Consider the following 26099-nt stretch of genomic DNA (forward strand, 5'->3'; position numbering starts at 1 on the left):
ATTACCGGAACAGCCGCTGCTGTACGGCGTCAGCGGTGGCTGCATATACCAGGTCATCATCTTCCGATAATAGTTTTTTATTTTTTCCCGTATAGGATAATTGTTTAAGCAGATGGCTGATGAGCGCGATATGCGCTGCTTCTTTATCATCCGCATTTACAACATACCAGGGCGAATGCCTGAAATTTGTTTGCAGCAACATACGGTCGCGGGCCTTGGAATAAGCATGCCAGCGTTTTAGCGCCACTTCATCTATCGGACTCACTTTCCATTGTTTCAGCGGGTTTTCTTTCCGGTCTTCCATTCTTTTCCGTTGTTCTTTTTTGCTGATATCCAGGTAATATTTGAAGATGATTACACCGGCATCTGTCAGCATCTTCTCAAATAATTCCACTTCAGTGAAAAATGAAATGTATTCTTTGTCGGTGCAGAACCCCATGACTTTTTCAACACCGGCGCGGTTGTACCAGCTGCGGTTGAAGAGTACAAATTCCCCGGATGCAGGAAGATGGGAGGTATAACGCTGGTAATACCATTCCCGGCATTCTCTGTCTGATGGCTTGCTGAGGGCTACCACTTTGGTTTCCCGCGGACTGAGGTGTAATGTGATTGCTTTGATGGTGCCATCTTTTCCGGCAGCGTCCCTGCCTTCCAGTATCACCAGTAGTTTTAGCTGAGATGCAATAATTTCCTTCTGAAGTTTAACAAGTTCTATATAGAGTTTGAGGAGCTTTTTTTCTTGCTTCATAAAAGACTGATTTTGCTTTCAATAGTACAGCAAGAAGTATACTGAAATATATCAACCGCAGCCATGTGTGAGATACAGCCGCTACAGTGCACTGTGCCTATGTTAGCGAGAAATTAGTTATTTTGCAGTGAGATAATTAAACAGAGATAAAAATACTTATATGACTATAGACGAGAATTTGAATGCTAATTTGAACGAAGATCCGTATCAGAATTTACGCAGTTTGTTACAGCAGTCGTTAACGTTTCCGACGACTTATGTTTTTAAGTTTATCGTAAAGGCAGAAGAGGATAAGGAAGCAGCGCTGAAGGCGGTTTTCGCGCATAAGAAAAATACGATTACTACTACTGATTCTTCCGGTGGAAAATATAAATCTTTTACAGTAAATGCGCATGTGCAGAACGAGGAAGAAATCATTGAATACTATAAAGAAGTGTCGAAAATTGAGTCGGTGATTATGTTATAGGTGGTATGGCCGGATATCCTGCCGCAGGCAGAAATACGGCAGCTACTGATAAATAATGGCATCATGAAAACCACTATCCCCCGAATATTAGGCTGGCTGACAGGACTGGTCTTTTCAGTAACGGTGCAAGCCCAGGTCATTCCTGCAACAGGAAAGGTTCCTGCTGATTTTGTTCCGGCCGGCTGGAAGATTGTAGTGCAATCGGCCGGCGATCTGAATAAAGACAACCTGCCTGATATCGCAATGATTATCACGGATACGGATAAACGGAATTATCATAAAAACCCGGACCTGGGGGCAGATACCCTGAACCTGAACCCGCGGTGGCTGGTTATTCTCTTTCAGCAGCCGGGAGGCACTTATCAGCTGTCGGTGGTTAATAAGCGGTTCATTCCTGCTGCCAATGATGCAGAATCCCCTTGTCTGGATGACCCCCTCGGGGAGGCGCCTGATACCCTGATCCGCAACGGCCTGCTGACGGTTCATTTCAACTACTGGCTGAGTTGTGGCAGTTATGAAAGCAGCAATGCGACTTATGTTTTTCGTTATCAGCACCAGCATTTCGAGCTGATAGGCCTGGATACAGAATCGTATAGTCGTGCCAGTGGTGAGATGCTGGAGAACAGTGTCAACTTTTCTACCGGAAAGCGGAGCTATACGAGTGGGGGCAATATGTTTGAAGAGGCAAAGAATAAACCGGCAACCCGTTGGTACCCCCTCAGGAGCAGGAAGATATGGGTGTTGGATAATTTTTATGCAGATGATTTACCGGGTATCAGCGAATTATAATCATCTGCCTATATTACATGCTTCAAATACAATGATTTGTTAATATTTAGGACAATACTTGCCAATATTTGAGCGCTGTCTTAGATTGAGCAAAAATTGAAACAATAAGTTGGTACGAACGGCGTCGATAGCAATACTTTTCGTTTTTTTCTGCCTGGTGGCCAAGGCCCAACAGGTGCAGATCAGCGGCACCGTTTACGAACGTACCGCCAGGATAGGGCTTTCCGGTGTTAGTGTGAGAACAACTAATTCCGGCGTGGGAGCAGTCACCGATTCCAATGGGCATTATACCATTAAGCTGCCGGTGACAGATTCCCTGTATTTCTCCTACCAGGGGAAGGCGACCCAGAAGTTTGCCGTCAATGAGATTAACCCCTACAGAGCTTTTGATGCCAAGCTGCACGTCGATATACAGACGTTGCCCACCTTTGAGATCATTACCAGACCTAAGACATATAAGTTCGATTCCATCGAAAACCGGCGCGAGTACCGGAAATACTTCGATTTTTCTCCGGAATGGCTCACCAGTGGCAACGGAGGGGCCGGCGTCAACCTGGATGCGCTCTTTAGCATCGGTAAAATCAAGCGTGCACAGAACTTCCGTAAGCTTCTCCTGCGCGATGAGCAGGAAAAGTATGTGGACTACCGCTGGACCAAGTCGCTGGTAGGACGTATTACCGGTATGCAGGACCCCGCCCTGGACGGATTTATGCGCGAATACAGGCCTACCTACCTAATGCTGATGAGCTTCGAAAATGAATACGATTACCTGCGGTATATAAAGGAAATGGGAGACTACTACGCCGATTGGTGGAATAAGAACCATTTCGATCAGCCTGCCAGGAAGCAATAATTATTCTGATAGATACCTATTATTTATATTCTTTTTCTGATAGAAGAAGCTGGACTACTTTTGTGAAGCAAAACAAAAGGAAACACATGAAAAAGATATTTATAATCAATGGTGGTCAGTCTTTCGGGCATTCAGGCGGTCAGTTTAACCATACGGTTTCCCGTGAAACCGCCGCCTTTTTCCAGGATCAGCCTGGTTATGAAGTGCAACTGACAGATGTATCATCAGCCTATGACCCGGATGAAGAAGTAAAGAAATATTTGTGGGCAGATGTGATCATCTACCATTTCCCGGTATGGTGGTTTTCGCTGCCGCACGACCTTAAAAAATACATTGACGTAGTATTCACAGCGGGCCATGACAAAGGGTTATATACCAGCGACGGACGTTCTTCGCGCAATCCTGATATCAATTACGGAACCGGTGGTACCTTAAAAGGCCGCCAATATATGTTTACCAGCAGCTGGAATGCACCCGCAGCAGCTTTTACCTTACCAGGAGAATTTTTCCAGGAACGTAGTGTAGATGATGGTGTGTTGTTCGGGTTCCATCGGATGAATGCATTTTTAGGTTTGAGTCCGCTGGAAACCTTTCACTTCCATGATGTAGAGAAAAACGCAGATGTACCCAGAGATATGAAGCTGTACAAGGCGCACCTCCAGGCAGTATTTGCTACGGAAGCAGTAGCTACCGCATAAATATTATTCTATCTGAAATTCAGACAAATGAAAATATATCTTACCGCAATAATTAAGAGTAAGCCCGAATTCCGGGAAGAAGTACTGGCACAGTTACAGGAAATGGTTGTATCCACCAGGAAGGAAGCAGCTTGTCTGCAGTATGATCTGCACCAGGGCATTACAGACGAAAACCTGTTTGTCTTTTATGAGATCTGGCAGGATGAGGCAGGACTGGCGTTACACAATGAACAGCCCTATATCAAGGCATTTGGGGCGATGGCCGCAGATAAACTGGCCGCCACACCGGAAATTTTATTGACAAAGCTGCTGTAGTGCAGTAGTTACCGGTTGTTGCAATCAAAAACTTTTCGTTCGTCAGAGCGAAAAGTTTTTTTCGTAATATCGTAGAAATATCGATGTGCCCATGGACCTTATTAAACGCATTTGCTGCTGCCTGTTCCTGATCATTGCTACATCTTCCGTAACCTTTGCCCAGATGGGAAAAGCCCCGGTAACCGATATTACCGTGGATATACTGAACTGGGTGAAACACCTGGACAGCGGCCTCGATAAATACTATACTGCCGATAAGAGCCGTGACCTCTACGACAATTTCGGTTACCTCAAACAGGAACTGACTGAGTACCTGAATGACCGGAAAAAACTCTCCGACAGTCTTTTCAGAAATAATGTGAAACAGACAGGCAAGGCCGATCCGGTGGCCCTGGAAGGATTGCGCAAGAAAATGACCTATGTGATGGGGCGTATGCGTGATGTCACCGATCTCACCAACCAGGACCTGCGTGCAGAAGGGGATAAGCTGAACGATAAGATCTATAATATACTGACCAGTGACCAGCCTCAGTATTTATCCAATCTGGAGGCCTTTCTGGCGGGATATGAAGTTACCCAGAAAGATATTGCCATTGATGGCAGCGCCAAAACACAGCGTTTAGCCGAAAGCGTTAACCTGATCACTACAATTCAGGCTCGTATCAACAGAAAGAAATAGTACTTATTTCTTCCTGTTCTGTTCCCTGATATCGCTGATGTCATCGTCGTGGAAACCGCCTTGCAGCAGTACTTTCGCGATGAAATCACTTTTGCCTTCTACGTAGGCGTCTATGTCGTCATTAACGGTGGCGGCTAAACGTTCTTTGATGCGGGCATATTCTTCTTTCAGTTCCTGGTTATTACGCAGTGTGTCACGCAGCAGCAGGTGGTTCTGTAAGCTGGCGGCACCTTTAATACAGCAGTATAGGTGATGTGCCGGCCATTGGCGGCCTTCGGGCGTGTGCGGGATGTTGTCACTGCTGCGGCCGTACGCATACCTGTTTTTGATGCCAAGGTCGCCACGGAACTGATAGCCCAACTTTTCCAGTGCGGCGTTTACAAAAGGGAGCTGCGCTTCCGTTTCGATGACAAGATCAATATCCAGTATGGGTTTTGCCGGGAGTCCGGGTACAGCTGTACTGCCTACATGCTCCACGGCCAGGATATGGGGGCCCAGGGCCTGGCGATAAACCGCCGCCAATGCTGCAAACTGCAGGGGCCACTCCGGCTGATAGGGTACTACGGTGATTTTTTGTTGCATCCTGCAAAGGTAGCGTATCTGAAATATCGGCCAAAGCTGGTATCTTGCAGCAAATATGAAAATCTTCCATACCCAGAAAATCGGTCAGTACCACACCAACTTTTGTGAAGACGCCCTGATAACCGCACCCATAGGAACTTCCCATTATCTTTTTGCTGTAACAGACGGTTGCTCCATGGGCACCGACAGCCATATGATAGCCACCATTATCACGAAGCATTTGCGCGCAATAGCGGCAGGCGGACCCGTTTCAGCGCTGGCAGGAAACAGCAGCGTCCAGGAATTGCTGAAAGAAATCGTGTCGCAATTATTCAGCAGGTTGCAGCAAACACAATCCCTGCTTCAATTACAGCCGGATGAACTGATGGCGACCATACTACTCGCTGTACTGGATATCCCCAAAGCCACAGCCGCCTTCATTTGCATAGGAGACGGCGTGATTGCCGCAGACGGCCAGGTATATGAATATGACCAGGATAACAAGCCTGATTATCTCGGTTATCATCTGCATAAAACATTTGATACATGGTTTGCCGCACAAAAACAGCAGCTAACGTTGACGGGTATACGTGATTTTGCCATCAGTACAGATGGAGTGTATTCATTTAGTAAATACGACAACAGATTATATGAAGAAACCGGGGATGCCCTGCATTATCTGTTGCACGATACATCCGGGGCAGGCTCTGCGCATATGCTGAATGGCAAGGTAATAGAGATAGAAAGGGAATGGGGGTTGTTACCCGGGGATGATATCGCTATTGTGCGTGTAATGCTGAATGGTATTGGTTTTTAAGGATAATAAAAAAGATGAATAAAGATTATCAGTTATAACGTTTTTAGATGATGGATCGTGGTTACATTAATTTAACAGCGTGATTTTAACCATTTTTAAAAATTGGTTGTTAAACCTGTTACAGGGCTATATTTCAGGCCAGCACTTGTATATTATCCGTTAACTCAAAAATGGTTATTTTATGAACGCACTAGAGAAAAAAAATCGCGCAGTCAGTTATGATCCATGGCGTGATTTCTTTAGCTGGGAAAGTTTTATTCCATCGGAGCGTGGAGGTCGGAACCTGCCAGCAGTCAATATCAGCGAAGATGAAAAAAATTATGCAGTAGACGTGATTGCACCGGGCTTTAAGAAGGAAGACTTTAAAGTAAACGTAGATAATGATGTGATAACGATTAGTGCGGAAGCCAGGCACGAATCGGAAGATAAGGACGATAAGAAGCACTACAGTCGCAGAGAATACAGCTACAGTAGTTTCACCCGTTCATTCCGTTTACCTGAAAATACGAAGGATGACAGTATCACGGCCAGTTATACCGATGGCGTGCTTAAACTGTCGATTCCTAAAAGCAAGGAGCAGGTGAAAGCCTCCAAGCAAATTGCTATTAGCTAATCATTGATCTCGCAGGAAAAATGATACAGGGACTTCGCATCAGGTGAAGTCCCTGTTTATTTTAGTTTAGTGTGTACCGTCGCAACGGCGCAGCATGATAAAATGTTTAATACCTTTGAAATGGTCAGGGGTGGCCCATTGCAGTACAAAATCTTTCAGGATGGCATCACCTTCCGGCCATGGTTCATTATTGAGCAGACAATCGCTTCCCGTTATTTCAGATCCCTGTATACCATAATAAATCTTGATCCAGTTAAACTGCTGGTCAGGGATAATGGCGCTTAGGGCGGGTGTCAGGAGTTGCATCATAACGTTGTCGTCCGGCATATCGGTATCCTCCCAGCTGCCTTGGAAGCCGATATTACCAGGTTTGGGATGCCAGAGGATATCGTTGGCGTCCTGGAAGTCAAGTTCCGGATAATGTGAATCTGTCAGCGAGTCCATGATAGGCGGGAGCGTGGTGCTCATATAGTTGCTGATAGCGGAATCCAGGCGGGCGGCCATGGTATCGCCGATGCCAGCCACCATTTCAGAAATGATATCCTGGAAAGCTTCGTGCCTGGCCTGGAAATTAACCTGTACCAACAGCGGGTGCATGCCCGGCGTAGGAATAATAGTTGGTTCGAGTAACAGCTGGTTATCGATAAACAACGCATGGCGGCCATTATTGGAAAATGCCTGCACATGATAATGCTGGGATAACAACTGTTCCTTAAAGCTGTTGAACAGGTACTCTTCCGGTGTGACATCGTGCGCAGGCGCGGGTGTTGGTTCTTGTTCAGGCGCTGCGTCTTTCTTCTTTAAAAAATCAAAAAATCCCATAACATTTGGATTATATATGGAGGGAAGGTAATACAATTACGTATATATGCAGAAAACGCTGCCTACCGGCAGCGTATTTCTGGTTTAAACTATAAAGGACAGCGTTTAGAGTCGATGTTTATCTGCATAAATTTCCCCTGCGGGTAATGATACCAGCCATCGCGTTCACGATCTATCTATGCACGGAATAAATAAAATAGCGGTTTTCTATCAGGTCGAAAATTCCTTTGTTGTCAGCATGGTTTACCGGCACTAAAATCCTGCCGGCCGTTTCTGTGAATAATTGATGAGTCGAACATAGGTTTACCACCTGGTAATAGCTCTCAGACTTGTCTTGAAATCCGGGACAAAGATATATAGGCAATCTGGAATAAGATATATTTTAAACATATATATTAAATTATAACTAATTAAATATAATTATCTGTAAAATATTAAAAAACAATATTTTGTAATTTTCATGCAGATTAATATGGATGAGTCTGATAAATAATATTTAACAGGCACCGCAAAATTTAGATGACAAGAAGGGTAGGACAGCTGATTTAATGTAATCTTGTAGCAGCAGATATTTTTAACCCAAACAACCCGTGAAGATGGATCATTACAGCAAATGGTTTAGTGTAAATAAACAATTGTGGAATAATAAAACGGAGGTACATCTCCGTTCGGAATTTTACGCAGTAGCAGGATTTAAAGCGGGCAAATCTTCCCTGAACCAGGTAGAGCTGACGGAAGTGGGCGAAGTGGCCGGCAAGCAGCTGTTGCACCTGCAATGTCATTTTGGAATGGATACGATCTCCTGGGCAAAGCAGGGAGCTGTGGTAACCGGACTGGATCTGTCGGACAAGGCCATTGATACAGCAACAGCGCTGGCAGCGGAATTGCAGGTACCAGCAACATTTGTATGTGCCAATGTATACGACACCGTACAGGTAATTCCGGGAGTGTTTGACATCGTGTATACTTCCTATGGCACCATCGGCTGGCTGCCGGACCTGGACATATGGGCAAATGCCATTGCCACAAAACTAAAGCCGGGCGGCTTCTTTTACATGGTCGATTTCCATCCCATTGTCTGGATGTTTGATGACCAGTTTACGAAAATCCAGTATTCTTATTTTAACCATGCACCGATTGTGGAAACGACGAACGGCACCTATGCAGACAGGCAGGCAGATCTGCACGATACGGCCTATGGCTGGAACCACCCTACCAGCGAGGTATTGAATGCATTGAAGAGAGCCGGCCTGACACTGGATTTTTTCAATGAACATGCCAGCTCTCCCTATAATTGTTTTGCGAATACAGTGGAAGTAACACCGGGCGAATTCCAGATCAAAGGCCTGGAAGACAAGATCCCGATGCTGTTCTCCCTGAAATGTACCAAATAACGTACAAGGCTATACTATTTTACCTGGTACTGAAACGGTGATGCCGGTAAACCTGCGCCATTGCTCAATGTAGTGGCAGCAGGCGTGTCGGCCCAGGCATAGCGTACAGTCGTTGGCGTTGTAATGGCATCATTCCAGACAATTACCTGGTTGCCTTTCAGCGTAGCCTTCGCCCATACATAATGATTATCTGCTCCCGCAATGGCAAACTGTCCGGGACGTGTCGCATCAAATTTTAACCCCTGATCGGTATGGTTGAAAGTAAGTACCAGCTGATTTCCTTTTCGTATTGCCTGCTGTAATACAGGCCCCTGGCAGATGACGTCCTTCTCTCCGTACGCAGTATGCATGGCGCATAGGGCCAGCCGTTTGCCTACATCTGCTTTGTTGAGCGGATGTATATCGTTCCATTCGCCGATATCAATAGTAACGGCCATGCCTGTTGCCGGAAGCGCCTGCGTCTGTGCCTGTACGGCGCGGAGGGCTGCCCAGTTGCTTTCTGCCGGCTGCTCACGGGTTTCCATGTAGCTGGCCAGCTGCACAAAAAAGAAAGGCAGCACCTTGTCCGGCGACTGGTTTTTCCAGTTATCACGCCAGCTGTTGATCAGGGCGGGGAATATTTTCGTATAGGCGGCAGGGTTGCCGGTATTGGCTTCACCCTGGTACCAGATAACGCCTTTCAGCGAAAGGTTTTTCAGCGGCGCAATCATACCGTTGTTGAGTCCCAGCGGTGGCAGCCAGTACGACACAGTAGGCGGAATGGCGGCAGATGTACAACCTATATTGTAACGCCAGTCGCCACGGAGGTCTATGGTATCCCTGCTGTTGAACAGCTGGTACCTTTTGTCTTTATAAAATCCCCCAGCACCGCTGTAATTAATAACGCGAACGACTATACTGTTTTTGCCTTCCTTCAGCATACCTGCAGGGATAGGGTATTTGCGGGGCGGGTACTGATAGCCGGTAGTGCCGGCGAAGCGGCCGTTGACAAATACCGAATCGCGGTCTATCATATTGCCCAGCCAGAGTTGTGCCGGCTGGGAGGCAAAATCCTTGCTGAGTACCACTTCTTTCTGGAACCATACGGCACCCTGACTGTCGGTGATGCCTTGTTCTTTCCAGAGGGCAGGCACTTTAAAGGTTTTCCAGGTGCTGTAGTCGGATGTGGTATCATACCATTTCACCGGGCCCTGGAGGCCGGCGTCCGACTGCCACAGGTGTGTATACCAGACATCGTTTACATAAATATCACGGGCTTTCAGACTATCCACATAATTCTTTTGCTGGAACTGTTTTGCCGTTGCCAGCAGGTCAGGAAACTGTTGCAGGGTGTGCTCATCCAGCCAGGCTTCGGCAGTGCTGCCGCCGGTAGCGCATTTGATGATACCGATAGGAATGTGGTAGCGTTGGTACAGCTGTTCTGCGAAGAAGTAGCCTACGGCAGAGAAACCGTAGATGCTTTGCGGCGTTACAGCAGCCCAGTTGCCGGTTTTATAGTCTTCCTGCGGCCCTTCCCAGGTGATGGTAGTACTTACGTTAAACTGCCGGATTTCCGGGTTGCTGGCAGTTTTGATGATAGCGGGGTATTTGTCTTTCAGACGCTCCATGGAAAGTTCCATGTTGGATTGTCCGGAGCAGAGCCATACATCGCCGATCAGGATGTTGCTGATGGTAATAGCATTGTTACCGGTAATGGTCATATTGAAAGGGCCGCCTGCATTCATCGGTGGCAGCATTACTTTCCATTTCCCATCTTTACCGGTAACAGTGTTGTAATGATGTTGTACGAAGTCCACCTGTACCTTTTCTCCGGGAGCAGCCCAGCCCCAGATTTGTAAGCGGACATTTCGTTGCAGCACCATGTTGTCGGAGATAAGCCTTGGCAGCTTTACTTCCGCTACGCTGCGGAAACAGAGCAGGCAACAGGAGAGGAGGAACAGGGAGATCGTTTTCATAACGTGGTAAATTTAAAATCCAATGGAATTGCCTCCGTCTACGGGGAGTATTACGCCGGTAATATATTTTGCCGCATCGGAGCAGAGAAAGAGCGCTGCGTCGCCAATGTCGGATGGTTGTCCAAGGTGTCCCATGGGCGTACGTCCCAGGGCTTTATTCTTACGTTCAGGGTCGGAGTCCAGCGCTACTGCCGTCATGGCGGTGGCGATGAACCCTGGAGCGATGGCATTAATTCGTATACCCTTTGGCGATAGTTCTACCGCCATTGCCCTTGTGATGCCGTCGATCGCTGCTTTGCTGGCGCTGTAGCTGATTACACGGGGCATGCCGTATTGTGCAGCCATGGAGCTGATATTGATAATACTGCCTTTCCCCTGTGGGATCATATGTTTTACCACCGCCCTGGAGAGCGAGAAAACCGCTGTCAGATTGGTATTGATGACTTGCTGGAAATCTTCGTCTGTGGTTTCCGTAAAATCTTTTTTCATGTTGATGCCTGCATTATTAACCAGGATATCTATCTGCCCGAAATCCCTGATAATATTGTCTACCAGTGATGGCAGGCTGGCGAGGTCGCTTACATCGTGGTTAATCGGGTGGCATCGTTCGCCGAGTAGTTGTTTTGCATCCGACAATTTCTTTTCATTCCGGCCGATGACAATCGTTTCGATCCCGTTGTCAACAAATTTCTGCGCGATCGCCAGTCCAATACCGGAGCCGCCTCCGGTTACAATTGCCACGCGCTTGTTGTTATCGTACATGTAGTCCAGATTTTAATAGTTTCAGTTTCCCGGAGCATACGGGAATCGTAGTTGTTGATAATATTCCAGTGGATGCGCCGGCATAGGATATGGTGCCGGTATAGGCAGTTTAGCGATGGATGAGAAATAGGAAAGACATGCATCCCGCCACCAGATGGCATCCTGGTGTTGTATGCCGAGGAGCATGGTTACCTGCTGGTATCTTTCCGGATCGATAAACGGTGCTATATTTTTCCATTGTTGCTGCATTTGTGTTACGCCGTTTACCCCTGCGTTGTACTGGTAGCAAAGCTCATTCCAGAGTGTTCGGCCGGAAGGCATCTTATGCTGCCAGCTCACGTGGTGGAACCACAGCAGGAAGCGGGGATCGCAGGAGGAACTGTCGGCATACTGCTGACGCAATCCCGGCTGGTATTGAGCGAGGGCGTTGGAGCCGGTAGCCGTACGGTCGAAGCCTATACCGAAGTTGTCCGCTTTGTGATAGTAGACCGGGTCCCAGTCGGGGCGTGGCGCGTGGTTACTCCACGGTGCCGGGCCGTAGTGGTGGCCGTTGCCCATGATATGATGGAGTCCTAATGGTGTCATGTATTGGACCATCGTTTCCCTGGAAGCCAGCATCATGGTGTCGATGGTGTTGATCACCTTTGGATTGCAGCCGAAGGTCTGGCGTATCCATTCTTTCGCGATGGTATCGGAAGACAGCTGCGGGTTCCAGGCGAGGCGTCCGAGGGCGTACCAGTTGGCTTGTCCGAACGGGTGGTTGGTCCAGTTGCGTTCATTGCCGATGTTGGCCACACCGGTGATGCCGGTGAGTGTATGCTGATTCAGGTCTCCATCTACGATACTGGCGACAGTGCTGTTTTTACCGTTGGCGTAGGTATCTGTTTCCAGTACTTCTTTAAATAACGGCGCCTCATATACGAGATGTGTGCCTTGTCCGAGGTATTCCTGTGTGAGCTGGAATTCCAGGAGCAGCGGTGTTTTAGGCATGGCTGCCAGCAGGGGAGAGATAGGCTCCCTTGGCTGAAAGTCGATCGGTCCGTTTTTTACCTGCACGAGTACGTTGGAATGGAACTTCCCGTCCAACGGGGTAAACTCCTCATAGGCCTGTTTAAACCTGTCGGTCGCTTCCGGGTTGTACACAAAAGCCCTCCACATGACGATACCGCCATAGGGGGCGAGTGCATCGGCGAGGAGGTTGGCGCCGTCGGCGTGTGAGCGGCCGTAGGATTGCGGGCCTGGTTGTCCTTCGCTGTTGGCTTTTACAAGAAATCCGCCGAAGTCGGGGATGATGCTATAAATTTCTTTGGCTTTTTCCTGCCACCAGGTGCGTACGGAGTCGTTTAGCGGGTCGGCGGTGTGGAGGTTGCCTATTTCAATAGGTGCGCTGAACCGTGCACTGAGGTATACCCTGATACCGTACGGGCGCAGTACTTTGGCGATGGCGGCTACTTTGAGCAGCCATGGGCGGGTAAGTATGGTGGCGCTGGCGTTGACATTATTGAGTACCGTACCGTTGATGCCGATCGAAGCGTTGAGTCGTGCGTAGTCGGTATAACGGGGATCTATATACGTAGGCAGCGTATGCCAGTTCCAGATGGAAATGCCGGCGTAGCCACGTTCTACATAGCGGGTAAGGTTATCCCAGTGGTTGAGCAGGCGTAGCTTCAGTTTCGGGCTGCTGTGTTCATCCAGGTTGCTGATGGGTTGCTGTTCCTGCATTTTGCGCAGGAGGGCAAAGGTGCCATATAGTACGCCTATATCTGTTTTCGCTGTTATTACAGTGAGATTTTTTCCTGCGTAGGAGATAGTTTTAAGGAGATACCCGCTGCTGTCTGTATTTGTCAGCAGGTTGCCCAGCTGTTGCTGCAATGCTGCCGGCAGCAGGTTGATGCGTGCGCATACCAGCGCCCGTGGCTGTATGGCGGCCGTGAATGAAACCGATTGTTGCAACATGCTGTGGAGGGCTTGCTGTAATTCGTTTCGTATAGCGGTATCCGTGGGAGAGTGGCCAGGGATGTAGCAGCTGGCTATCTGTGTACGATAGGCGGAAAGTAAGGCTGGCTGGGAGATAGGAGTGTACCGCAACCAGGCGTTGTAGCCGTCTTCTGCCTGTACCTGGTATCCGCAGAGGAATATGAATAATATAAGTAGTACTTTTTTCATGACATAACGTGGATAAAAAATTGCAAGAAAAAATACAATCGGTTGCGTAAAAGTTGCAAAAAAATTCCAATTAAATGGAATTATTTTTTTGGGAGGAGTCCCGGATGATCAGTTCGGATCGCAGCACGATGGTATTGGTATTGATGATGCTGGTTTCGCCGTTGAGGTGATTGGCCAGGCTCGTTACTGCTGCCTGTCCCATGTTATAGCCGGGATAGTTGACAGTGGTGAGATTGGGCTCTATTACCTTACTGATAGGGTCGTTGTTGAAGCCGGCGAAGGCGATATCGTGCGGGATGCTGATGCCTGCTGCCTTTACGGCGATCATACAATAGACGGCGGCGGTATCGTTGGCACTGAACACGGCATCAGGGCGCTCTTTGGGCTTTAGCTTTAATAAATGTGCTGCTGCGGCGGTACCGAAATCTTCGGTGAGGTTACCGGTCATGACCAGTTTATCATCGAAGCCGATTTTATGATCGAGGAGTGCCTGTTTGTAGCCCCTTAATCTTTCCGAGTATACGCTGAGCAGCAGGTTGCCACCCAGGTGCAGGATACGTCTGCAGCCCTGTTCTATGAGGTGTTGTGTTACCTGGTAGGCAGCAGCGTAGTTGTCTATTACAATGGAGGTGCTTTCCGGGTGGGCAGACACGCGATCGAAGAAGATCACGGGGATTTTCTTCTGAAAGAAGTCGTCGAAATGCTGGAGGCTTTCGGAGCCATAGGCCAGAGAAACCATGAGGCCATCCACACGTTTGTTGAACATGGTATGTGCGTTCTCCATTTCCTTGTCTGCCTTCTCGAGCGACTGCGCGATGATCAGGTTATATCCTTCGCGGCTGGCGGCGTTTTCCATGCCTGCCAGTACGGACGACATGAAATTACTGTTGAGTCGTGGTACAATAACGCCCAGCGTTTGGGTGCGTTTGCTACGCAGGCTGCTGGCAAAGGTATTGCTGCGGTATCCCAGTTGCCTGGCCGCTTCCGCAATTTTTTTGCGGGTTTTGATATTGATGGTGGGATGATCTTTTAATCCGCGACTAACAGTGGTGGCGGATATATTCAGATGTTTGGCAATATCGTATATCGTTATTTCTTTCTCTTCAGACATAGATGAACGGGTTTCCCGATACAAATAAAGGTAGAAAAAATCTTACAAAAAAATACAATCGGTTGTATTTTTTAAAAAAAGAACACTATATTCGTTCCGTGAAAATGACCGAGTAGCGATTCCACGATTGTATTACCATTAAATGGTTCCACGAACTTATTAGTTATGAAAACTGCTGCCAACTGCTGTCTGCTAAACATTCTGGCATTTTCCACGCCTCCCGGGAGGCCGCCTGTGCCTGGATTGCTGTCGCCACTGTTATGTAATGCTTTAACTGTATTGCATTTCAGCCGATAGTATTCCATCTTTACCCTTACTTGTATTAGTTTCTTGCGTCCGTAAACGGTTGAATACAACCGATTTCAATTTATCAATCAAAATCTTCAAAAATGGTCCAGCACAAACCACTATGCCATAAAGGCCATTGGTGGCGCATTCAGATCTTTACAACATTCATGATGTTGTTATGCGCTACACTTTCCACCATTCACGCACAGGCACAGGACCGCCAGCTGTCGGGTCTTATCACCGACGACCACAATCAGCCCGTGCCAGGCGCCTCCATCCAGATCAAAGGTACCAGCATCGGTACTGTAACTACCACCGAAGGTAAATTTGTGATCACCGTAAAGTCTACTTCCATACTGGTCATTACCAGCATTGGCTTCGCTGAAAGAGAAATCGCCGTAGGCGGCCAGCAACAGCTGAATATCCAGCTGAAACCTGTAGCGCGCGATGTCAGCGAAGTAGTGGTAGTAGGTTATGGTACCCAGAAACGTAAAGATGTGACCGGCTCCACGGTCAGCGTAAGCGAAGCAACGCTGCGGGAAGTACCTTCCGCCAACCTGCAGCAGGCCCTCCAGGGTAAGGCTGCCGGCCTGGAAATACAACGCGCTGGTACCACACCGGGCTCCGGTGCGGTGATCCGTATTCGCGGTACCAGGTCTATATCCGGACAAAACGATCCGCTCTTCGTAGTAGATGGAATCCCCTTCGAAGGCTCACTCAATGACCTGAACCCGGATGATATCGCCACCATCGACATCCTCAAAGACGCCTCTGCTACTGCTATCTACGGTTCCCGTGGCGCCAACGGTATCGTGATGGTAACGACCAAACGTGGTAAAAACGGTGACACCAGGATCTCCTATAATGGCTACCATGGCATTGCTACAGTAGCCAATAAATACCCGGTGTTCAACGCCACCGAATACCAGGCCATGCGTAATATCTCTCCATGGGGCCAGGGGTATATGCCCGAAGAAAAGGACTATATCGCCAAAGGTAAAAGTACCGACTGGCAGGACCTGATGTATAATAATGGCTACAGAACAGATCATAACCTCACCGTATCCGGCGGAAATAATGGTAATACTTTCTCGCTGGGTGGTGGCTATTATAAAGAGACTGCGGTGCTGCCAGGCCAGGATTTCAGCCGCTACAGCATCCGTGCTACCATCGATTCCCGTATAGGCAAACGCGTTAAGGTGGGTATCTCTACACTCAACCAGATCGGCATCACCAACGGCGCCCAGTTTGTTGCCAGCGGTACCATGTTCCCGATACTGGCTATGAGCCCGCTGGAAGCGCCTTATGATAGTCTGGGTAAAGTAAGGCCATTACCTAACGGTAACATCGATGATAACAATACACCTACCTATAGCCCGCTCTTATTAAAAAATAATGATAATAACTGGGTAGACAGACAACGTCGGCTAACCACCAACAACAGCATCTATGGTGAATATGAAATCATAGATGGGCTGAAATACCGCGTGAACCTGGGTGTTAACTACCGTACCTCCGAAAACGACCAGTTCCAGAGCGCAGATAATCCAGCTGCCGGCAGACCGAGCTTCTTCCGTGGTGGCAAAGGAAATACTGCTTATGTCTACAACGACGCAGCATGGGGCTATACGCTGGAACACCTCTTACTATATGATAAAACATTCGCTCAGAAACATCATATCAACTTCACCGGCTTATACAGTATCCAGGAAAATCATTCGCACTATACCTCTGTAAGAAAAGATTCTATTACGGAAGATTTTGTTCAGTTCTACAACCTGGCACAGTCTAACGCTACACCGGCGCCTGTGGTGGCAGGAGACGAAAGCTCCTGGGCACTGCTCTCTTACATGGCAAGAATCAACTATGCCTTTGATGAAAGATATATGCTGACACTTACCGCCCGTATGGACGGATCTTCCAGGCTGGCCGCAGGCAACAAATGGCATAGCTATCCCGCTATTTCTGCCGGATGGAATATCAGTAAAGAATCGTTTATGCAGTCCATCGGATGGATATCCAGCCTGAAGCTGAGAGCCGGCTGGGGACAGACATCCAACCAGGCAGTATCTCCGTATTCATCACTAGGCCTTGTTACCAACAATAACTATCTCACCGCACCAGGAAATACCATCCGTTACAACTTCGGACCAACAGTGGTTACAGGTTACCAGGTGGTTTCTCTTCCTAATCCAAACCTGGAGTGGGAATATACACAAACCAGGAACTTTGGTGTAGACTTCGGCTTGCTGGACAACAGACTTTCCGGTTCACTCGAATATTACTATGCCAAAACCAATAATATCCTGTACGGCGTATCGCTGCCACCCACTTCAGGTGTGGCCGGCAACTATACCAGCAACGTAGGAGAGATGGAAAATAAAGGTATGGAGCTGTCACTCTCCTCCGTGAACGTACGTTCCAGAAGCGGCTTCACCTGGACTACAGACCTGAACCTCTATTTCAACAGGAACAAAGTGCTGAAACTCAGCAATGGCGTAACACAGGACATCGCTAACCAGCTCTTCGTGGGATACCCGATGTCTGCCATCTATGACTATAAAAAACTCGGCATCTGGCAAACCAGTGAGGCAGCAGAAGCAGCCAAATATGGTGCTACTCCCGGACAGATCAAACTGGAAGACCACGGCGGCCCTGGCGGCAAGCCAGATGGCGTTATCAGCGAATTATACGACCGCTATGTAATCGGTGATATGGATGCCAGGCTCCAGGGCGGTATGACCAACCGCTTCTCCTATAAGGGGGTAGACCTCAGCTTCACCATGTATGCCCGCTTTGGCGGCCTGCTGGTGAGCCAGGTACATCAATCCAATGCCTCTTACCTGACAGTAATGGACGGTAAAAGAAGTGGTATCAAAGTAGACTACTGGACACCTACCAATCCCAGTAACTGGTTCCCTGAGCCGCAGACGCAGATCAGCAATATCAGTACTGCCTGGACCACCCTCGGCTATTACGATGCAACCTTTCTGAAACTCCGTAGCATCAACCTGGGATATAGCTTCAGCAATGCCATGCTCCAGCGCCTCAAAGCACAGAAACTTCGTTTATACTTCACCGTCGACAACGTGGCCACCCTGTTTTCTCCTTATTTCAAACAGACAGGCATAGATCCGGAAGGTACAGGTACAGGCAGCCAGGGTGTTGGTAACCCGGGTAACCTCCGCAGCAATACCAATGGCAACGGCGCGATCACTATCGGCGTTTCCACACCTCCGTCAAGAACTTACACCTTCGGCGCCAACGTTTCTTTCTAACCGGTAAAACTTGCATCGTATGAAATCATTACATAAAATTATCAGTCTTGTTGCCGGTGGTATCCTGCTATCTACTTCCTCCTGCAATAAAAAACTGGAAGAACATCCATATACTGTCTTTTCTGTCGACTATTTCAAAACCCCTGCGGGTATTAAGAATGCCGTGTACTCACTGTATTCGGGTATGCGTTACGATTACGGCCCGGAAGGTGCTGTAGGTATTGCCGTAGATGGTACAGATGAATTTACCTACGCATCAGAACCGCGCAACGGCTCCGGCGGTACAGGTGATTACCTTACCCTGGGTAACTATTCGCTTGACTTCGCCAATGGTGCCATTCAGACACCATGGAACCGTAACTACTCCAATATCAACCTCGCCAATGCGGTAGTGGAATTTGCGCCGACAGTAGCTTTGTCTGACGTAGACAGAGCAACCGTACTCGGAGAAGCCCGCTTCCTGCGCGCCTTGTATTATATGCTGCTGGTAGAGCAGTTTGGTGCAGTACCCGTAGATTTAGGTAGCGGAGATCTGAAGTTTAACCAGACAGCCTTCCAGGGATTCAATCGTTTGCCCGTTAGCGATATACTCGTGAAAGATTATAAAGTAATTATTGATGACCTGACATTTGCATCCCAGAACCTGCCAGACAAGCGCCCTGCCGGTGAATTCCGCCTCTGCAAGGCTGCCGCTTTTCATATGCTGGCAAAAGCGTATATCCATAAAGGTTATTCCGGCGCCAAAGAAGCTACTGACTTCAGTAAAGCATATACTGCCGCCATGGAAGTGATCAATAATCAATCTAAATATGGCGTGGCGTTACAACAGAATTATGCGGACGTACATAAGCCAGGCAATGATTATAACAGCGAGATTTTGTATTCCGTAGAGCGTATTCCGGGAAACAACATCGCCAATGAAGTAGGTAACCCTACTGGTATTGGTGGTTCCAAGGGAATAGATGCCAATAATGATTTTGTAGGAGATTATACCTCTGTAAAAGCGCCACTGGCTTCTTCTTCCACGCAGCCGGTAGGTACACGTACCACGCAGTATGGCAGGCCTATACGTCGTTTCTGTCCAACCCCATGGCTGTACAATACTGCCTTTGCGGATAAGGATAACGACAGCCGCTATGATGGCACCTTCCGTACCGTGTACGTGGCTTCTCAGACAGGTGGTGGCTTTACTGCCAATACCGATACCGCGTTTATCCTTGCCAAAACCAACCGGATAGCCGACTCACTGAATGGTGTACTACCATTAGGGCCACGACTCAAACCTTACCGCGTGATTGCACCAAGAGAGTTTTATATGATCGGTGGTTCTATCGATCCTGCGGTAACCGCTAACTTCTATCCAAGTTTAAGCAAGTATGAAGATCCTAATAAACTGGCCGCCAATGATGAGGGCGGACGTCCTTTTGTGGTGAGCAAACTGTCGGAAGTATACCTGCTGGCCGCTGAGGCAGCACTGCAGGACAATCATGCCGCAGATGCAGTAACGCTGATCAATGTATTAAAACTCCGTGCAGCATATCGCCCGGGATTGACAACTACAGATATCAATAACCGTTACAATGCCATCAAGGTAAATGATGTGGCAAACATCACACTGGACTTTATCCTGGATGAAAGAACAAGAGAGCTTTGTGGTGAAAGTATGCGCTGGCCTGATCTGGCGGTGCGTGGTAAACTGGTGGAAAGAGTGAAGAAGTTCAATCCTGATGCCGGCAATATCAAAGACTTCCACGTATTGCGTCCTATCCCTAAAGGCCAGCTCGATGCCGTGGCTGATAACAACAAGGCGCAATATCAGAATCCTGGTTATTAATCTTCCTAAACCAACGCTAAATATTATTATATGCCTGGCATACCTAAATATTTTCCTATACTGCTGCTCGCTGCCACTGCGTGCCTGGGCGGCTGCAAAAAAAATGTAGACACAGGTATCCTGTCTACCGGCAACTTTGGCGACACCACTGGCGTGCTGAAAGATGCTGCTACATTCCCTATCGGAACTGCTGTCAATAATGGCCCTATGCAGGATGCGCAATTTCTGGCCATTACAAAAAGGGATTTCAGCTCTGTTACCTTCGGCTATGAAATGAAGCATGGTGCTGTCGTAAAAGATAATGGAACCATCGATTTTACCACACCTGATGCGATGGTGAGTCAGCTGGGTAACATCACCATCTGGGGGCATACACTCTGCTGGCACCAGAACCAGAATGCTACTTACCTGAAAAGCTTTGCCGGTATCGTTATACCTGCGGCCGCAGAACTCTCTACCAACGGTGGTTTTGAGTCGGGGCTCACCGGCTGGTCTGTATTTAACTCTGGTAATCCAAGTGGCTCCGCCACTATCACTGCCACTACTGTAGCGAGTGAAGTACACAGCGGTACCGGCGCCATGAAAGTAGTAAACCCTACTGCCTATCCTGGGAGTCAGTGGCGTGTGCAGGTATCCAGCAGCACATTTGCTACCACACCTGGTAAGAGCTACATCATATCTTATTGGGTGAAGGCCTCATCAGCAGGTGGTTCTATACGTTTGTCCCTGGGAAGCGCTCCTGCTGCTGGTTCTTCACAGTACCAGGGAGATCAGACCATTGGTACCAGCTGGCAGCAGGTCAGCTTTAATTTTACTGCCGCTACAGCTACCAATACCTTTTTGTTTGATATGGGGCAGGCGGCCAATACCTATTATATCGATGACGCCAGCATTAAGGAAGCCATCGCACAGCCAGACCAGTCGCAGATTGCCGTGAAACTGGATACGGCCCTTAAAACCTTCATTACTTCCATGGTGACGCATTATAAATCCAGGGTACATGCCTGGGATGTGGTCAACGAGCCATTTGCAGATAATCCGGTGGCGATACGTACTAACGTCAACACCAGTACGGACGCGAAAGACGTGCTGGTATGGTCTAACTACCTGGGCCGCGATGCAGCCTATAAAGCCTTTAAATACGCAGAGGCAGCAGATCCTGCCGCAGACCTTTTCATCAATGATTATAACCTCGAATCCAACAATGCCAAGCTGGATTCCCTGCTGGCTTTCGTAAAAGAGCTGAAAGCGAGAGGTTGTAAAGTCGATGGTATTGGTACACAGATGCACGTATCCCGTACTTCCAACCTGGGAGGTATTGATAATATGATGCAGAAGCTGGGCGCCAGCGGGCTTAAAATTCGTATATCCGAGCTGGATGTGAAAGCCGTGGCAGGTAGTGCTGCCGGTGGTCCTACACCACAGCTGCTGGCTTATCAGGCAGTAGTTTACAAATATGCGGTAGAGAGCTATATGAAATATATACCGGCAGCACAACGTGCGGGTATTACTATCTGGGGTATCAACGATAAAAACAGCTGGCTCTATAATAATGGCGCCGAATATCCGCTGATATACGATAATAATTATAACAAGAAACCTGCGTACAGTGCTGTATTGCAGGGATTAAAAGGTAAATAAAAAAAGATGTACAGGAATCGCGTTATTTTAATCACTTTACTGAGCTCTTTTTCAGCAGCTGCGTTCGCGCAGCTGCCTGCCTATAAAAATAAGCAGCTGTCGCCGGAGCAGCGGGCCAAAGACCTGCTCCAGCGCATGACATTGGAAGAGAAGGTAATGCAGACACAGTGTCTGTGGTCACAGAAAACAACTATACTGAATGAAAGCGGGGACGACTTCGACGAAGCCAAAGCCGCAGCAGTACTGAAAAATGGAATGGGTGAACTGGCACGCCTCAACGAAAAAGGCGGCCCTAACAGTGGTGGGCGTTATCCTAAAGACCAGGCTGTACTGTACAACAAAATTCAGCATTACTTTATTGATAAAACACGTTTAGGCATTCCTGTTATGATCCATGAAGAATCTTTACATGGACAGGAAACACAGGACGCCACCAACTTCCCGGTGCCTATGGCACTGGCCAGTACCTGGAATGAGCAGCTGCTGGGAGAAGTATACAGCAGCGTTGCTGCGGAAGTGCGTGCCCGTGGCGGACAGCAAGTGCTGGCCCCCGTGGTGGATATCACCCGCGACCCCCGCTGGGGCCGTACAGAAGAGACCTTAGGGGAAGACCCTTACCTGATCTCCAGACTGGCGGTAGCGGAAATAAAAGCCTATCAGGGCGACGGTATTTATCTTGCCAAAGATAAAGTAGCCGCCACCCTTAAACACTTTGGTATACACGGACAAAGTGAAGGTGGCCTGAATGTATCACCCAGTAACATAGATGAAAGAACAGCCAGAGAGGTGTTCTTCAAACCTTTCAAGTTGGCCGTACAGGAAGCAGGCGCCATGAACGTAATGGCCTGCTACAATGAAGTATTCGGACTGCCGGCACATATCAACAGCTTCCTGCTGAAAGATATCCTGCGCAAGGAATGGGGCTTTAAAGGCGTGGTGGTTTCTGACTACTATGCAGTCCGCGATGTACAGACATTGCACAAGATTACACCTTCCCTGGATGAAGCAGGCGTACTGTCGCTCAATGCGGGTGTCGACCTCGAAACACCAGACCCTGACGGATTTAAGCATCTTGCGGCACAGGTAAAAAATGGTAAGGTGAGCATGGCTACCCTCGATGGTGCCGTTATGCGTATCCTGATCAATAAATTCAGGGTAGGCTTGTTTGATGATCCTTATGTAGACCCTGCGGTAGCGGATACATTGGTAGGCAGTCCTGCGAAACGTGCCGTAGCCTATAAAGCGGCCACCGAGAGTATGGTGCTGCTGAAGAATGATCATCAGTTTTTGCCGCTGGATAAAAGCAAAATCAAAACCATTGCCTTCATTGGCCCTAATGCTGATAAATGTCTGCTGGGTGGATATTCCGGTAAACCACGCGTATGTACGTCGCCGTTAGCTGCCCTTAAAGAGCGTTATGGTAATGATATGAAAATCCTGTATGCAGAAGGAGCTACCCTGACCAATATCAATGACTGGGGCGCTGATACAATCGAGCTGGCAGATAAAGCCAAAGCCAGAGAGAAGATAGCAGAAGCCGTAGAAGTGGCAAAGCAGGCGGATGTTGTGGTGCTGTTTGTAGGTGGCAACGAAAGCATGAGTAGAGAAGGATGGGGTAGTAATCACCTGGGAGATCTTCCTACACTGGAATTATTAAACGGGCAGAATGAGCTGATCAGGGCCGTGGTGGCTACAGGAAAACCGGTATGTGCCATGGTGAACAGTGGTCCTCCGCTGAGTATCGGCGCGCTCGTTGGGGAGGTGCCTGCTGTAATGCAGTGCTGGTACCTGGGCCAGGAAGGCGGATATGCAATGGTAGATGCGCTGTTCGGAAAAGTTAATCCAAGTGGTAAACTGCCAATTTCATTTCCACGGACAGCCGGGCATATTCCTGCTTACTACAACTATAAGCCATCGGCCAGAAGAGGCTACAATCTTGGCTTTGACGTGAGCCCGCTGTTTGCATTCGGCCACGGTCTCAGCTATACGACGTTTGAATACAGCAAACCGGTATTGTCTAAAGCGGCAATCAAAGCAGGTGAAAAAGTAAATATCAGGGTGGTGGTAAAAAATACCGGTAAAGTAAGTGGTGCAGAAACAGTACAGCTCTATATCAGGGATGACTATTCTTCTGTTACCAGGCCGGTAAAGGAATTGAAAGGCTTCCATAAGATCTGGCTGAACCCTGGCGAATCGAAGGAAGTGAGCTTCACCATTGATGCAGAGGCGTTGTCGTTCTACAATAAAGACATGAAATGGATAGTAGAACCAGGCACCTTTACCTGTATGGTGGGAACATCTTCCGATAAAACTGATGATGTAGTACTTACTGTTCAATAGATTTTTGCAGATGAGATTAATGGAGAAAACCATGCGTTGGTTTGGACCGCAGGACCCGGTGAGCCTGGATTACATCCGGCAGGCCGGTTGTACAGGTGTTGTCACCGCCCTGCACCAGATTGCCCCCGGCGAAATATGGACTATAACGGAAATAGATACACGAAAAGAGCTGATCCATGCTGCAGGTCTTAGCTGGACGGTAGTAGAGAGTTTACCGGTAAGCGAGGATATCAAACGACAGAGCGGGAATTACCTGCAGCATATAGAAAATTATAAAGAGAGTTTGCGCAACCTGGCAGCATGTGGTATTAAGGTGATTACCTATAACTTCATGCCGGTGCTGGATTGGGTAAGAACAGACATTTCCTGGCGGCTGCCGGATGGCGCTATTGCCCTGCGTTTTGAGAAACTGGCATTTATCGCTTATGATATCTTCCTGTTGCAGCGGCCCATGGCAGATAAAGATTACACGAGGGAAGAGGTGAAGGCGGCGATGGATTTACTGGATGGGCTGGATGAACAACAGCGCAACCGCCTGTTCGATAATTGCATGTTGGGCCTGCCGGGTACCAGCGGCCGATTTACACGAACAGCTGTACTCGACGCATTGGATACCTATAAAGGTATAGATGCAGACAGGCTACGGGAGCATCTCATCTATTTTCTAAAAGCAATTATTCCGGTGGCAACCGCCGGCGGACTAGTGATGGCTATTCATCCTGATGATCCGCCTTTTCCGGTGCTGGGACTGCCAAGGATTATGAGTACAGAGTCCGACATCGTGCGGGTGCTGGCAGCAGTGCCGGCCCTGGCAAACGGGCTGTGCTTCTGTACCGGGTCTTTAGGTGTAAGGCCGGACAACGACCTAACGGGAATGATTACACGTTATGGCGACAGGATACATTTTATTCATCTCCGCAATACACAGTCGGATAGCGGTGGCAATTTCCATGAATCCTGGCATCTGGAAGGCAATACCGATATGGCTGCCGTGGTGAGGTCGCTTTTGCAGCTGATGCAGCATGAGGATAGAAGCATTCCCATGCGGCCAGACCATGGCCACCAGCTGCTCGATGACCAGGCAAAAACCACCTATCCCGGATACTCCGCGATAGGGCGTTTGAAGGGGCTTGCAGAGTTGCGCGGACTGGAATTGGGTATCAGTAAAAGTATTTAACACGTTTAGAACTAAAAGGCTGAGCAATTCACGTTGGGGTAATTCACTTACCCTCGTGCAAATATTGAATTGAGCAGGGGGCGCTGTTGTCCGACAGCGCCCTTTTTTTGTTGGTATCTTTTAGGTAACTTGAGAGGACGGAAACATATTCATCTACCTAAATGATTATCTTATGAATGAACTGGAAGCAAAAGCTGGCATTCAGATAGCCAAACCCATCCACGAAGTGTATAATGCGATCGTTGATCCGGCGCAGATGTCCAACTATTTCATTGCAGAAGGTTCTGCAAAAATGGAAGCCGGGAAAGACATTACCTGGAAGTTCCCTGAATTCCCTGATACATTTACCATCAAAGTACTCGACCTGAAAGAACCTGAAGAAATCATATTTCAATGGGAAGGTTCGCCGGGATATCAGCTGAAAGTGGATATGCGCCTGGAAAAACGTCCCGACAACTCCACCGTCGTAAAAATCACAGAAGGCACCATGCCCAATACCGAAGCCGGTTTGAAGTGGATGCGCAGCAATACCGAAGGCTGGGCCAATTTTCTTGCCTGCCTGAAAGCATGGCTGGAATATAGCGTGCACCTGCGTAAAGGCGCATTTGACTATATGAAGAAGGATTAGAATTTTCTTGTAAATATTATTAAAGGCGTACCAAAATGCATTTTGCTTTTTGGTACGCCTTTTTTACTAAGGCATTGTTAGTATGGTTATCATGTTATTGATAATTATTTAATATTAAATTATAAATAATATATTTATGCAAAGTTTGTAGCCAAAATCTGTAT

23 protein-coding genes are annotated in these 26099 nt (G+C 48.1%); 15 read left to right on the top strand and 8 right to left on the bottom strand.

The features are described 5' to 3' along the window. Window position 1: 1 nt before the first annotated feature. On the bottom strand, window positions 2-748 hold the full coding sequence (ppk2, locus tag F3J22_RS21100) for a polyphosphate kinase 2 (RefSeq protein WP_167019910.1): 747 nt from the start codon (window positions 746-748) through the stop codon (window positions 2-4). Between the two features lie 160 nt (window positions 749-908). Here ppk2 and F3J22_RS21105 point away from each other — a divergent pair, with 160 nt between their 5' ends. From F3J22_RS21105 to F3J22_RS21130, 6 genes are all read left to right on the top strand, one after another. Continuing rightward, window positions 909-1214, top strand: a complete 306-nt coding sequence (locus F3J22_RS21105) for a DUF493 family protein (protein WP_167019911.1) — start codon at window positions 909-911, stop codon at window positions 1212-1214. Window positions 1215-1277: 63 nt separating this feature from the next. After that, on the top strand, window positions 1278-2003 hold the full coding sequence (locus tag F3J22_RS21110; protein WP_167019912.1) for a hypothetical protein: 726 nt from the start codon (window positions 1278-1280) through the stop codon (window positions 2001-2003). Window positions 2004-2112: 109 nt separating this feature from the next. Beyond that, a complete protein-coding gene (locus tag F3J22_RS21115) occupies window positions 2113-2856 on the top strand; it encodes a carboxypeptidase-like regulatory domain-containing protein (RefSeq protein ID WP_167019913.1) in 744 nt (247 codons plus the stop codon). A gap of 86 nt (window positions 2857-2942) precedes the next feature. Next, window positions 2943-3554 carry an NAD(P)H-dependent oxidoreductase gene (locus F3J22_RS21120; RefSeq protein ID WP_167019914.1) on the top strand — a complete coding sequence of 204 codons (612 nt, stop codon included), beginning with the start codon at window positions 2943-2945 and terminating at the stop codon, window positions 3552-3554. A gap of 27 nt (window positions 3555-3581) precedes the next feature. Then, window positions 3582-3869 carry a putative quinol monooxygenase gene (locus tag F3J22_RS21125; protein WP_167019915.1) on the top strand — a complete coding sequence of 96 codons (288 nt, stop codon included), beginning with the start codon at window positions 3582-3584 and terminating at the stop codon, window positions 3867-3869. 91 nt (window positions 3870-3960) lie between these two features. After that, a complete protein-coding gene (locus F3J22_RS21130) occupies window positions 3961-4548 on the top strand; it encodes a hypothetical protein (protein WP_167019916.1) in 588 nt (195 codons plus the stop codon). 3 nt (window positions 4549-4551) lie between these two features. On the opposite strand, the gene F3J22_RS21135 is transcribed toward F3J22_RS21130, so the two are convergent. After that, complete coding sequence (locus F3J22_RS21135; RefSeq protein WP_167019917.1) at window positions 4552-5130, bottom strand: GrpB family protein; 579 nt, start codon at window positions 5128-5130, stop codon at window positions 4552-4554. Window positions 5131-5185: 55 nt separating this feature from the next. On the opposite strand from F3J22_RS21135, the gene F3J22_RS21140 reads away from it, so the two are divergent. Beyond that, window positions 5186-5926 carry a protein phosphatase 2C domain-containing protein gene (locus F3J22_RS21140; RefSeq protein WP_167019918.1) on the top strand — a complete coding sequence of 247 codons (741 nt, stop codon included), beginning with the start codon at window positions 5186-5188 and terminating at the stop codon, window positions 5924-5926. Between the two features lie 181 nt (window positions 5927-6107). Continuing rightward, window positions 6108-6539, top strand: coding sequence for an Hsp20/alpha crystallin family protein (locus F3J22_RS21145; RefSeq protein ID WP_167019919.1), 432 nt, complete (start codon window positions 6108-6110; stop codon window positions 6537-6539). A gap of 66 nt (window positions 6540-6605) precedes the next feature. Here F3J22_RS21145 and F3J22_RS21150 read toward each other — a convergent pair whose 3' ends face one another. Continuing rightward, window positions 6606-7361, bottom strand: coding sequence for a DUF6348 family protein (locus tag F3J22_RS21150; RefSeq protein ID WP_167019920.1), 756 nt, complete (start codon window positions 7359-7361; stop codon window positions 6606-6608). Window positions 7362-7957: 596 nt separating this feature from the next. Here F3J22_RS21150 and F3J22_RS21155 point away from each other — a divergent pair. After that, window positions 7958-8755: a bifunctional 2-polyprenyl-6-hydroxyphenol methylase/3-demethylubiquinol 3-O-methyltransferase UbiG gene (locus tag F3J22_RS21155; RefSeq protein ID WP_167019921.1), complete on the top strand. Its 798-nt coding sequence runs from the start codon at window positions 7958-7960 to the stop codon at window positions 8753-8755. Window positions 8756-8769: 14 nt separating this feature from the next. Here F3J22_RS21155 and F3J22_RS21160 read toward each other — a convergent pair whose 3' ends face one another. From F3J22_RS21160 to F3J22_RS21180, 5 genes are all read right to left on the bottom strand, one after another. Then, window positions 8770-10710, bottom strand: coding sequence for a sialate O-acetylesterase (locus F3J22_RS21160; RefSeq protein WP_167019922.1), 1941 nt, complete (start codon window positions 10708-10710; stop codon window positions 8770-8772). 12 nt (window positions 10711-10722) lie between these two features. Beyond that, entirely contained in the window at window positions 10723-11472 is a 750-nt protein-coding gene (locus tag F3J22_RS21165; protein ID WP_167019923.1) for an SDR family NAD(P)-dependent oxidoreductase, read from the bottom strand. Window positions 11473-11493: 21 nt separating this feature from the next. Beyond that, on the bottom strand, window positions 11494-13638 hold the full coding sequence (locus F3J22_RS21170; RefSeq protein ID WP_167019924.1) for an alpha-glucuronidase family glycosyl hydrolase: 2145 nt from the start codon (window positions 13636-13638) through the stop codon (window positions 11494-11496). Window positions 13639-13708: 70 nt separating this feature from the next. Continuing rightward, complete coding sequence (locus tag F3J22_RS21175; protein ID WP_167019925.1) at window positions 13709-14749, bottom strand: LacI family DNA-binding transcriptional regulator; 1041 nt, start codon at window positions 14747-14749, stop codon at window positions 13709-13711. Between the two features lie 71 nt (window positions 14750-14820). Next, complete coding sequence (locus F3J22_RS21180) at window positions 14821-15054, bottom strand: hypothetical protein (protein ID WP_167019926.1); 234 nt, start codon at window positions 15052-15054, stop codon at window positions 14821-14823. A gap of 84 nt (window positions 15055-15138) precedes the next feature. On the opposite strand from F3J22_RS21180, the gene F3J22_RS21185 reads away from it, so the two are divergent. The 6 genes from F3J22_RS21185 (at window position 15139) to F3J22_RS21210 (ending at window position 25935) form a co-directional block, all read left to right on the top strand. Continuing rightward, a complete protein-coding gene (locus tag F3J22_RS21185) occupies window positions 15139-18315 on the top strand; it encodes a TonB-dependent receptor (RefSeq protein WP_167019927.1) in 3177 nt (1058 codons plus the stop codon). 19 nt (window positions 18316-18334) lie between these two features. Then, window positions 18335-20149, top strand: coding sequence for a RagB/SusD family nutrient uptake outer membrane protein (locus F3J22_RS21190; RefSeq protein ID WP_167019928.1), 1815 nt, complete (start codon window positions 18335-18337; stop codon window positions 20147-20149). Between the two features lie 30 nt (window positions 20150-20179). Next, window positions 20180-21790, top strand: a complete 1611-nt coding sequence (locus tag F3J22_RS21195; RefSeq protein ID WP_167019929.1) for an endo-1,4-beta-xylanase — start codon at window positions 20180-20182, stop codon at window positions 21788-21790. Between the two features lie 6 nt (window positions 21791-21796). After that, on the top strand, window positions 21797-24130 hold the full coding sequence (locus F3J22_RS21200; RefSeq protein WP_167019930.1) for a glycoside hydrolase family 3 N-terminal domain-containing protein: 2334 nt from the start codon (window positions 21797-21799) through the stop codon (window positions 24128-24130). Window positions 24131-24140: 10 nt separating this feature from the next. After that, window positions 24141-25307, top strand: a complete 1167-nt coding sequence (uxuA, locus tag F3J22_RS21205; protein ID WP_167019931.1) for a mannonate dehydratase — start codon at window positions 24141-24143, stop codon at window positions 25305-25307. A 172-nt stretch (window positions 25308-25479) separates the two neighbouring features. Further along, on the top strand, window positions 25480-25935 hold the full coding sequence (locus F3J22_RS21210) for an SRPBCC domain-containing protein (RefSeq protein WP_167019932.1): 456 nt from the start codon (window positions 25480-25482) through the stop codon (window positions 25933-25935). The last annotated feature ends 164 nt before the right edge of the window (window positions 25936-26099 follow it).

The sequence above is a fragment of the Chitinophaga sp. Cy-1792 genome (assembly GCF_011752935.1).
Classification (GTDB): domain Bacteria; phylum Bacteroidota; class Bacteroidia; order Chitinophagales; family Chitinophagaceae; genus Chitinophaga.

Bases quoted from the DNA above. Each gene is read 5' to 3' on its own strand.
- ppk2 (WP_167019910.1), bottom strand. From the start codon at position 748: ATGAAGCAAGAAAAAAAGCTCCTCAAACTCTATATAGAACTTGTTAAA.
- F3J22_RS21105 (WP_167019911.1), top strand. From the start codon at position 909: ATGACTATAGACGAGAATTTGAATGCTAATTTGAACGAAGATCCGTAT.
- F3J22_RS21110 (WP_167019912.1), top strand. From the start codon at position 1,278: ATGAAAACCACTATCCCCCGAATATTAGGCTGGCTGACAGGACTGGTC.
- F3J22_RS21120 (WP_167019914.1), top strand. From the start codon at position 2,943: ATGAAAAAGATATTTATAATCAATGGTGGTCAGTCTTTCGGGCATTCA.
- F3J22_RS21125 (WP_167019915.1), top strand. From the start codon at position 3,582: ATGAAAATATATCTTACCGCAATAATTAAGAGTAAGCCCGAATTCCGG.
- F3J22_RS21130 (WP_167019916.1), top strand. From the start codon at position 3,961: ATGGACCTTATTAAACGCATTTGCTGCTGCCTGTTCCTGATCATTGCT.
- F3J22_RS21135 (WP_167019917.1), bottom strand. From the start codon at position 5,130: ATGCAACAAAAAATCACCGTAGTACCCTATCAGCCGGAGTGGCCCCTG.
- F3J22_RS21140 (WP_167019918.1), top strand. From the start codon at position 5,186: ATGAAAATCTTCCATACCCAGAAAATCGGTCAGTACCACACCAACTTT.
- F3J22_RS21145 (WP_167019919.1), top strand. From the start codon at position 6,108: ATGAACGCACTAGAGAAAAAAAATCGCGCAGTCAGTTATGATCCATGG.
- F3J22_RS21150 (WP_167019920.1), bottom strand. From the start codon at position 7,361: ATGGGATTTTTTGATTTTTTAAAGAAGAAAGACGCAGCGCCTGAACAA.
- F3J22_RS21155 (WP_167019921.1), top strand. From the start codon at position 7,958: ATGGATCATTACAGCAAATGGTTTAGTGTAAATAAACAATTGTGGAAT.
- F3J22_RS21160 (WP_167019922.1), bottom strand. From the start codon at position 10,710: ATGAAAACGATCTCCCTGTTCCTCCTCTCCTGTTGCCTGCTCTGTTTC.
- F3J22_RS21165 (WP_167019923.1), bottom strand. From the start codon at position 11,472: ATGTACGATAACAACAAGCGCGTGGCAATTGTAACCGGAGGCGGCTCC.
- F3J22_RS21170 (WP_167019924.1), bottom strand. From the start codon at position 13,638: ATGAAAAAAGTACTACTTATATTATTCATATTCCTCTGCGGATACCAG.
- F3J22_RS21175 (WP_167019925.1), bottom strand. From the start codon at position 14,749: ATGTCTGAAGAGAAAGAAATAACGATATACGATATTGCCAAACATCTG.
- F3J22_RS21180 (WP_167019926.1), bottom strand. From the start codon at position 15,054: ATGGAATACTATCGGCTGAAATGCAATACAGTTAAAGCATTACATAAC.
- F3J22_RS21185 (WP_167019927.1), top strand. From the start codon at position 15,139: ATGGTCCAGCACAAACCACTATGCCATAAAGGCCATTGGTGGCGCATT.
- F3J22_RS21190 (WP_167019928.1), top strand. From the start codon at position 18,335: ATGAAATCATTACATAAAATTATCAGTCTTGTTGCCGGTGGTATCCTG.
- F3J22_RS21195 (WP_167019929.1), top strand. From the start codon at position 20,180: ATGCCTGGCATACCTAAATATTTTCCTATACTGCTGCTCGCTGCCACT.
- F3J22_RS21200 (WP_167019930.1), top strand. From the start codon at position 21,797: ATGTACAGGAATCGCGTTATTTTAATCACTTTACTGAGCTCTTTTTCA.
- uxuA (WP_167019931.1), top strand. From the start codon at position 24,141: ATGAGATTAATGGAGAAAACCATGCGTTGGTTTGGACCGCAGGACCCG.
- F3J22_RS21210 (WP_167019932.1), top strand. From the start codon at position 25,480: ATGAATGAACTGGAAGCAAAAGCTGGCATTCAGATAGCCAAACCCATC.